The 7,616-nt window shown below is 71.5% G+C and carries 5 protein-coding genes; all 5 read right to left on the minus strand.

All coding sequences use genetic code 11. The features are described 5' to 3' along the window. A partial coding sequence (locus tag VFZ20_RS19405; RefSeq protein WP_329685588.1) for a hypothetical protein occupies positions 1 to 1,034 on the minus strand: 1,034 nt, incomplete at its 3' end. Continuing rightward, positions 1,031 to 2,134, minus strand: coding sequence for a hypothetical protein (locus VFZ20_RS19410; protein WP_329685589.1), 1,104 nt, complete (start codon positions 2,132 to 2,134; stop codon positions 1,031 to 1,033). The genes VFZ20_RS19410 and VFZ20_RS19405, both read right to left, overlap by 4 nt. A gap of 5 nt (positions 2,135 to 2,139) precedes the next feature. Continuing rightward, complete coding sequence (locus VFZ20_RS19415; protein ID WP_329685590.1) at positions 2,140 to 5,307, minus strand: tubulin-like doman-containing protein; 3,168 nt, start codon at positions 5,305 to 5,307, stop codon at positions 2,140 to 2,142. A gap of 15 nt (positions 5,308 to 5,322) precedes the next feature. Continuing rightward, positions 5,323 to 6,855 (minus strand): vWA domain-containing protein, encoded by a 1,533-nt coding sequence (locus VFZ20_RS19420; protein ID WP_329685591.1) that lies wholly within the window; start codon positions 6,853 to 6,855, stop codon positions 5,323 to 5,325. A gap of 163 nt (positions 6,856 to 7,018) precedes the next feature. Then, positions 7,019 to 7,378, minus strand: coding sequence for a hypothetical protein (locus tag VFZ20_RS19425; RefSeq protein ID WP_329685592.1), 360 nt, complete (start codon positions 7,376 to 7,378; stop codon positions 7,019 to 7,021). Positions 7,379 to 7,616: the final 238 nt, after the last annotated feature.

The raw sequence follows: 7,616 nt of genomic DNA on the forward strand, positions 1-7,616 counted from the left end.
TGGGCGGACTGGCGCGTCCGCTCCTCCGCGCCCAGCCGCACGGACCCCGCCAGGTCGGACAGGATGCCGCCGGCGACCTGCGCGCGGATGCGGTCGCTCCAGTCGCGAAGCACCTGCGCGAAGTCCGCCTCGGCGGCGGGCTCCGCCGGCAGCACGTCGAGCGCGTCGGGCGCGTGGGTGTGGACGGCCGCCACCCGCCCCAGGTACGCGGCCAGGTATCGCTCGCCCGCGTAGCACGACAGGGCGCGCAGCAGCATGTCGGGGTAGTGGAACAGCACGGCCAGGCCAAAGGTGCTGTACGCCGAGTGCCGTTCGCGGGACCAGGCGCGGAGCTGCTCCCGCGCCTGGAGGGCCGCCGCGGCGGGGCCCTCGTCGCGGCCGTCCAGGAGCACGGCCAGGAACTCGGCGACGGGCGAGCGCACGTCGGACAGCCGCCCCGCGTGCCCGCCCGCCCGCGTCCGCGAGTCCACGAACCACCGGTGGTCGAACGACGAGTGGGGCCGGTGCGCGAGGGCCCGGTCCGTCCCCCCGGCTTCGTCCACCTCCAGGAGCTTGAGGTAGGCGTCGCGGTACCGCAGCTCGCGCTCCCACGGGTCCGCCAGGTCCGGGAGGAACACCAGGGCGTGCACCTCCAGCCGCGTCTGGTCAAAGAACTCGGCGGCCACGCGGTGCACGGTCTGCAGCACCTTCGACAGCCCGCCGTCGGGGAGCGTTCCCCCGGCGGAAAAGACGACGAACACCCGGATGGTGTCTTCCACGAAGTGCCCCCGCTGCAGCACGTCGCGGCGTGCCACCACGTCGGTCACGGCTTCCATCCCCACGCGCACCAGGCGCCGGCGGCGGTCCTCGCCCTCGCGTCCCGTCATGCGCACGGCCGTGGAGAACGCCAGCGCATCCGGGTGCCAGCGGGCCATCTCCAGGGCGAGGTCGGCGCCGAGCCCGGCCACGTCGTCGTCCAGCAGGATCATCACGGCGGGGCAGATCCGGCGCTGCCCGCTACGGGGGACGTCGCGCCCCTCCAGCACGGCTTTCATACGGCGAGAGGCTCCGGTTGGGGGGTGGAAGCGGGCGCGGGACGCGTCAGGGGGTCCGGCCAGTCGAGCGCCTCGTGAATGCCGTGCAGCGACGCCCGCGTCGCCACGGGCAGCCGGTCGTAGCGAAACCGCCACTCCTCGGCGCCGATCAGGTCCTCCGGCTGCAGCCCCGCCGCCATCCGCAGGAGCCAGGCGCGGCCGCCCGCCACCCGGGCCGCGGGGATCCGCTCCCACCCCTCCAGGTAGGGCTCGGCGAAGTCGGAAGCGCCCACCAGGGCACGCGTGACCGCCCGGCCGCTCCGGGGACGCACGTCGCGCAGCACCGGCCAGAGCACCTGGCTCAGCTCCACCTGCACGCGCAGGTCCGATTCGCTGAGGGACGTGATCCCGTACGTGTGAAAGTGGGTGCCGTTCGCGCGGCCCCGCTCGTTCGCGCGGGCCCAGTCCACCACCCCCGACGTATGGCAGGCGGCCGTGAACTCGGCCGCGGCGCGCGCGAGCTCGGTCTCGGGCTCGGTGACGGCCTCTTCCTCGTCGCGGTCCGTGGCGCGCGCGCGGGCGATGACGGTGGCCATGGTGTAGCGGGGCATTCCCGGCCGCCCCGCCAGCCGCAGCGCACCGTTGAACTCCTTGAGCCACGCGAAGAGGCCCGCCGCCTCCAGCGAGGTCCACCGCTCGGGGAGGACGGAGACGCCCACGATGGAGGGCTCGATCCCCGCCGGCAGGGCGATGCGGCGGAACGCGTTCTGGATGTAGGGCAGCACGGAAACGGAGTACCGGCGCGACGACTCCTCGCACAGCAGCCCCACGACCGTCACCAGGAACTTTCCGTGTGCGGAGCGTACGGCCCCGGAGGCCCGCAGCACGTCCGTCGCGCGGTCGGCCAGCCACCGCTCGAACTTCACCTGGCCCAGGAAGCTGGCGGGCGCGGGCGGAAAGCCGCCCGCGCGAAGCTCGCGAAAGTCCAGCACGCCCACCGTGGGATTGTCGCCCAGGCGGGCGCGCAGGGCGCGAAGGAACTCGTCGGCCGGCTGCCGGGCCACGGGCTCCGCCACCAGGAGCACGAGTCCGGGGTGCACGTGGGGCGAAACGGAAGGCACTGTGCTCACAGGGGAATGCTCTCGTCGAGGGTGAGGCCGCGGACGTGCCGGTGCAACGCGTCCACCAGGCGGCGCAGGATGGGGAGGTGCAGCTCGCGTCCCCGTTCCTCTTCCTTTCGGACTAGCGCCTCGAGGTGCGCGAGGTATGCGCGATACGTCTCGAGGTAGGCCTCGTTCTCCGCCGACGCGCGCTCCAGCCGGTCCAGGCCCGCCAGGAACTCGGCGTGCCGCGGACGAACCTCCGACCCCAGGTAGGCGACGAGGTCCCGCTCCAGGTCCAGCCCGGCCGGGGCAAGGACGCCGCTCTCCACGCCGCCGCACCCGGCGGATGCCGGGGCATCGCCGTAGACCATCTCCCACGTCTGCCGGTGGCCCGACACGGGGCGCACGTCGCGCCAGCGCAGCGTGGTGCGGCCGCCCGTCTGGTCGTACATCACCAGGTAGAAGGGGGCCGCGTCGCGGGGGTCGCGCACGATGCGGATCCCGGGAAGCGCGATTCGCTGTCCCACGGACGCATCGCCCCCGGGCGCCGCCCCGGAAACCGGGGTCTCCCCCGCGTGCGCCGTCGCGGCCTGCGCCGTGGCGGGCCGGTACGAGATGGCGAGGGCGCGCGCCGCGAGCAGCACGTCCTCGTCCGACAGGCGAACCAGGCCCTCCGCGGCGCAGCCCACGCCCCGGTCGTTCCACGCCGCGTGGATGTGGGGAAGCGAGGTGCCCCGGTGCCGCTCCAGGTAGCTGCGGCGCAGCGCCTCCATCCCCTCCAGCGCGCGCGAGGCAAAGCCGTACCACGCCTGCAGCACGGAGACGCGCTTCTTTCGCTCCCCGGAGCGGGCCACGCCCGCGTCGAACGTGATGCCCAGCGTCTTCAGGACCCGCCCCTTGTGCTCCACGCTCCACGGCCAGGTCACGGAGGGGATCTGCGCGATGGTGTCGGCCGGGTGAAGCCCCGTGCGCTCCACGGGGCACGCCGGGTGGGACATGGCCACGAGCTCCCGCAGGTGCTCGCCCGCCTCGCGGGGGGCGCCGGCCGCCAGCGGGTCGCGCATCTCGCGCGTGGAGGCCAGCTCCGGCAGCGTCTCGATCTCCGTGCGCCAGACCCGCCGCAGGTCGCGGTGAAGCCGCGCCGCCCCCTGGGGCGTATGCTCCCCGGGCGCTTCCACGAACCGCTTCCAGCACTCCCGCTCCGCCTGCTCCACCACGCGTCCCACCTCGGACCGCGTTCGCTCCAGCCGCGCGGCGGCCTCGCGGGCCACTTCCTCGTCCGATGGAAACAACCGGACGGTGGGGATGGCCTCGGAGAACCCCTCCCCGGCCCTGCCGCGCTCCGGGCGGTTGAGGGCCTCGGTCAGCTTGCGGAGGGCTTCGACGCGGCCGGAGAGCCATCCCCCGTCCCGCGCGATCTCGTCCAGGACGGCGGCGATCCGCAGGCGGATCTCGGCTTCCTGGCGCTGGTCCACGGCGGTCCGAAGCGTCTTGAAGTAGCTTTCCATCTCGATGATGAAGTCCGGCTTGGAGACGGCATCCGCCGCTCTCCGGATTCCCCATCGTCCGCGCCTGCCGATTCGCCCGGCCAGGGCCGAGACGTTGCCCTGCGCCGTCACGATTTCCGGGTCTACGGTCAGGGCCCCGGGCTTGTCGACCCGCAGCGCCTCCGCCTGCCCGCGGATCCGCGCGCGCAACCCTTCCAGGACCCCGATCTCCCGCTGGACGCCCAGCGGGGGCCATTCCAGCCTCGCGTCGAGCGCCGCGGCGATCTCTCCCTGCAGAGCGCCCAGCACCTCCGCTGGCCCGGGGAGCTCCGCGCGCCGCGCTTCCCAGGCGTTCTGCGCGAAGGTGAACCGGCCGGAGGCGATCCCCTGGAGCGCTTCCGTGCCACGAGCCTCCGTGACGTGCTTCGCGGCGTTGCCGATGGGCAGCGCCCAGTCGCAGGCCTGGTGGCGAATCTTCTGCACCGTGCGGTCGACAAGGTCCCCGAGCTGCGCGGCCGCGGCCGCCTCGGCCCCCTCCTTCTCCGGGGACGACGTGAGGTTCGCCCACGTCCGCTCCACGGCCCGGGTCGCCAGGGCCTCGGCGAGGCTGCCGGTGCGCAGGCGGTACTCGGCATAGCCGAACGTCGCGAACCGCTTGAGCTGCCCGTGGATGCGGTCGGTCTCGCCCAGCTTCGTCTTGATGTTGCTGTAGTGGGACTGGATCGTCCCCTCGTCGGGCGCGAGAAAGAGGTCGAAGATCCCCTTGGCCGTGTAGGCGTACATCTGGGGGAAGTACATCCGGCCCACCGTGGGGATCTGGTCGTTCAGCAGGTAGATCGTCCGGAACAGCTCGCCCGTGAATCCATGGGCGCGGGGCGGGCGGCCGTCGGGGCGGTCCAGGTCCAGCACGAACTCGGAGACGCGCTCCGGGTGCAGCAGCAGGTGGTTGAGCTCCTCGAAGAACGCCCAGGCGTTGTGCTGGTAGAACGCCTCGAGCGCGGAGTCGATCTGCGCGTTCGCCTCGATGAACGGAAACGGGAGGAACACGAACCCGGTCACGCTGGGCGTGGTTCCCCGCTCGCGCGCGATGCGGTTGACCATGGCCGCCACGTCCAGGAACGCCGCGCTCCCCGTGCCCCCGCAGCTGCTGGCGATGATGAAGACGCGAAGGGGCCGCGGCTCGGGACGCACGCGGGTGAGGGTGCGATGCACGTCGGCGTCGGCGGCCTTCTGCAGCTTGGCCCGGATTCGCTGCTCCACCTCGCGGTAGCTGTAGTGCAGGCACAGCCGCCCCAGCATGCGCAGGCGGCTGGCGCCGTCGCGGATGATCCCGTCCTCCAGGAATCGGAGCGCCCGGCGGTCAAACCAGCGGTGAAGGTCGCTGTCGGGGATCTCCAGCTGGCGCCGCGCGTAGCGGTTGGGGTTGAAGTGGCTCAGGGAGAGAAAGTCGTCTTCCCGGTCGGGGAGGTTGGCCTTTACCTCCTCGGGGAGCTTGTCGAAATCGTCGGCGTCCAGCAAAAGAAACTGCAGCGGCGAGGCGCCGCCGCCGTCCAGCTCGTCCGCGAACTCCTCCTGGAAGATGCGCCGGACCCTGCCCAGCACGTGCCCGCCGGCGCCTCCCAGCGCGATGAACACGGTCGGATCGATGTCGCCAAGCGTGCGGGGGGACTTCAGGTCAATGCCTTCCACGACGTTCTCCTCCATTGAATTCAGCTCCAATCAAGGCTTCCACTCGTATCCAGGGTACAGCTCCGGCGTGCCGTCCTTGAGCGTACGGGGCCGTTCGGCGCCGGCCTCGCCCAGGAGAATGAACGCGGACTCGCTCACCTGCGCGGTCTCTTCGGCACGAAGCCAGTCCACGTGGTATTCGCCCGTTTCGCGGTCCTGCCGGGCAACCCCCACCGCCCCCTCGCCGACCACGCGAATGGCCAGGACCTTCTTGCGGGGATCGCTCCAGGGCGAGACGCGCGCGAGACGTACGGCGATGCCCGGGCGGCCCGGGAGCCGCGCCAGCTCCTGTTCCTTGCCCGCGCGCGCCGCGTAAAGATCCTCGGTTCCGGTGGCCGGATCGAGCTTGTAGGTGCGCCACAGGGTTCCGCCCCGCGGCCGAAGGCCGCGCAGCGCGGCGGCCAGCGCCGCCACGAGCAGGGCGGCGATGGGAAGGAACCGCCGCAGCCACCCGTTGATGGGAAGGAACACCAGGTCCCCGCCGGCGGCCCGCAGCGCGTGCCCGCCCGCCGCGTACGTCGTGTCGCCCGAGCCCGCGCCGGGCGCCGGGACGTACCGCGCGACGCGCGGGCGCAGGAACCCGTCGTCCAGCACGCTGGACACCGCCACCGGCCCCGACGCGCCGCCCCAGAAGCCGTCGGCCCAGCTCAACGGCGACTCGACGTGCCGGCGCAGGATGACCGTTTCTCCCGGGCCTACCCGGGTGCCGTCCGCCAGGTGGTAGACGCCGCACCGGGCGCTGGAGGTAACCGCCAGCTCCACCTCGCCGCCGGAGAACGGAATGCGCTGCGGCGGCGAAACGAGGCTCGCGGAAAGCTGCGGCTCGGCGCGCTCGCGCTGGCGCTGGAGGGCGAACGAATCGTTCTCGATCTCCCGCGCGATGACCCTGCCGAACGTGCTAATCTCCGCGACCTCGGTGGGCCGGGCCTGCGGCACGATGCGACGGAACGTGTCCCACTGCCCCAGCCGGACCGCGCTCACGCGGATGGAGGACGGGATGCGCGGCCCCAGGTCCCTCCACCGCTGGTCTACCCGGCGCCGCTCGGAATCGGGGTACGCGGGATCGTCTTCCTGCTCGTCGGATACGAAGAAGACGACGTGCCGGGCGTCCCGTTCCGTCTCCATCCGCGCGGCGAGCGTATCCGCCATGGCGTAGATGTGCGTCTGGCTTTGGGGCCCGGCGGCAGGGCCCATCCGGCTCCGCACCTCCCTGGCGAGGCTGTCGCGCGAGCCGCCCTGGACCGTCCACGTTCCCACCCGCTCCACGTCGTCCGCGAACGTATAGACGTGCAGCTGGGCGCCAGCCGGCACGTGCCGGATGGCGGTTTCGACGCTCCCGAGGGTCGTGGGCCACTCCCGGGCCATTGACCCGGAGCGGTCTACCGCGATGTGGTAGTGGAGGGGAACCTGTGTGCAGGCGACCGCGGAGACGCGGTCATCGGGGCCGCACGCGCAGACGGCAAGGGCAAGGGAGGACGCCAGGAGGGACGAAAAGGCGTGCCTCGAGATCATGATCCGGGGCATGGCTCATTAACCGGGTTGAACTGCGAATCATCTCCGGGCGCGGGAACCGATTAGGAGGGGTCCCTTTCAAAGTGTGCCCGGTCCACTGCATAAATGACGGCCCTGCAACGTTCTGTTACGCTAATCCCGACGGATTGGGGAAGCAAGAGTTTCGTTCGGGGCCTCACGACCGGTGCCGCGCCGGCGTACGCCGTGCCCCGCCCTTTCCGTCTCCCTGCCTGGGCAGCGCCCTCCAGCCGTTCAGGCGCCGGATGCCGAGGATGGTTCCTTTGCGATTGATTAGGATGACGTACACTCCCCCCTCCGGACCGTACACGTCCGCCATGATGCTCAACCGCAGGCCCAGCCGCCTCCGCTGGCAATTGCGATAGTGGACCTGGTTTCCCCGGAGCTGGTGGCTCTCCGCGGCCGTGATTGCCCGATCGATGGGGGTCATCCAGTCAAACGTCAGCAGATGGATGACGAAGTACAGCAACAGCCCGCCCACGGGCGAAAGCAGCGCGGCAGCGATTTCCGGTTCCATTGAAGCCCTCCTTCATCACGATGGTCAGCCAGCGAAAACGTGACCCGAAAACGACGCTTCTTTGCCGATGAACAGACGAAAGGCATAGTTATCTCGGCCCGGATGGCGGCGCAAGAAACACGGATCCCGGGACCTTTTCGCCCCCGCGGCCAGGAGCCGCGTACCCTCTCGAGCGAATGTGTCTCCGGAGATGTGCGGCGGGCCCGCTCCACCGCGTAGCTGCGGAGCAGGTACCGCC

Origin of the sequence: Longimicrobium sp. (assembly GCF_036280135.1) — a bacterium.
Lineage (GTDB): Bacteria > Gemmatimonadota > Gemmatimonadetes > Longimicrobiales > Longimicrobiaceae > Longimicrobium.

What these genes read in the sequence shown, in the direction of transcription:
- VFZ20_RS19415 (WP_329685590.1), bottom strand. Translation starts at nt 5,307, where the DNA reads ATGGAGGAGAACGTCGTGGAAGGCATTGACCTGAAGTCCCCCCGCACG.
- VFZ20_RS19420 (WP_329685591.1), bottom strand. Translation starts at nt 6,855, where the DNA reads ATGCCCCGGATCATGATCTCGAGGCACGCCTTTTCGTCCCTCCTGGCG.
- VFZ20_RS19425 (WP_329685592.1), bottom strand. Translation starts at nt 7,378, where the DNA reads ATGGAACCGGAAATCGCTGCCGCGCTGCTTTCGCCCGTGGGCGGGCTG.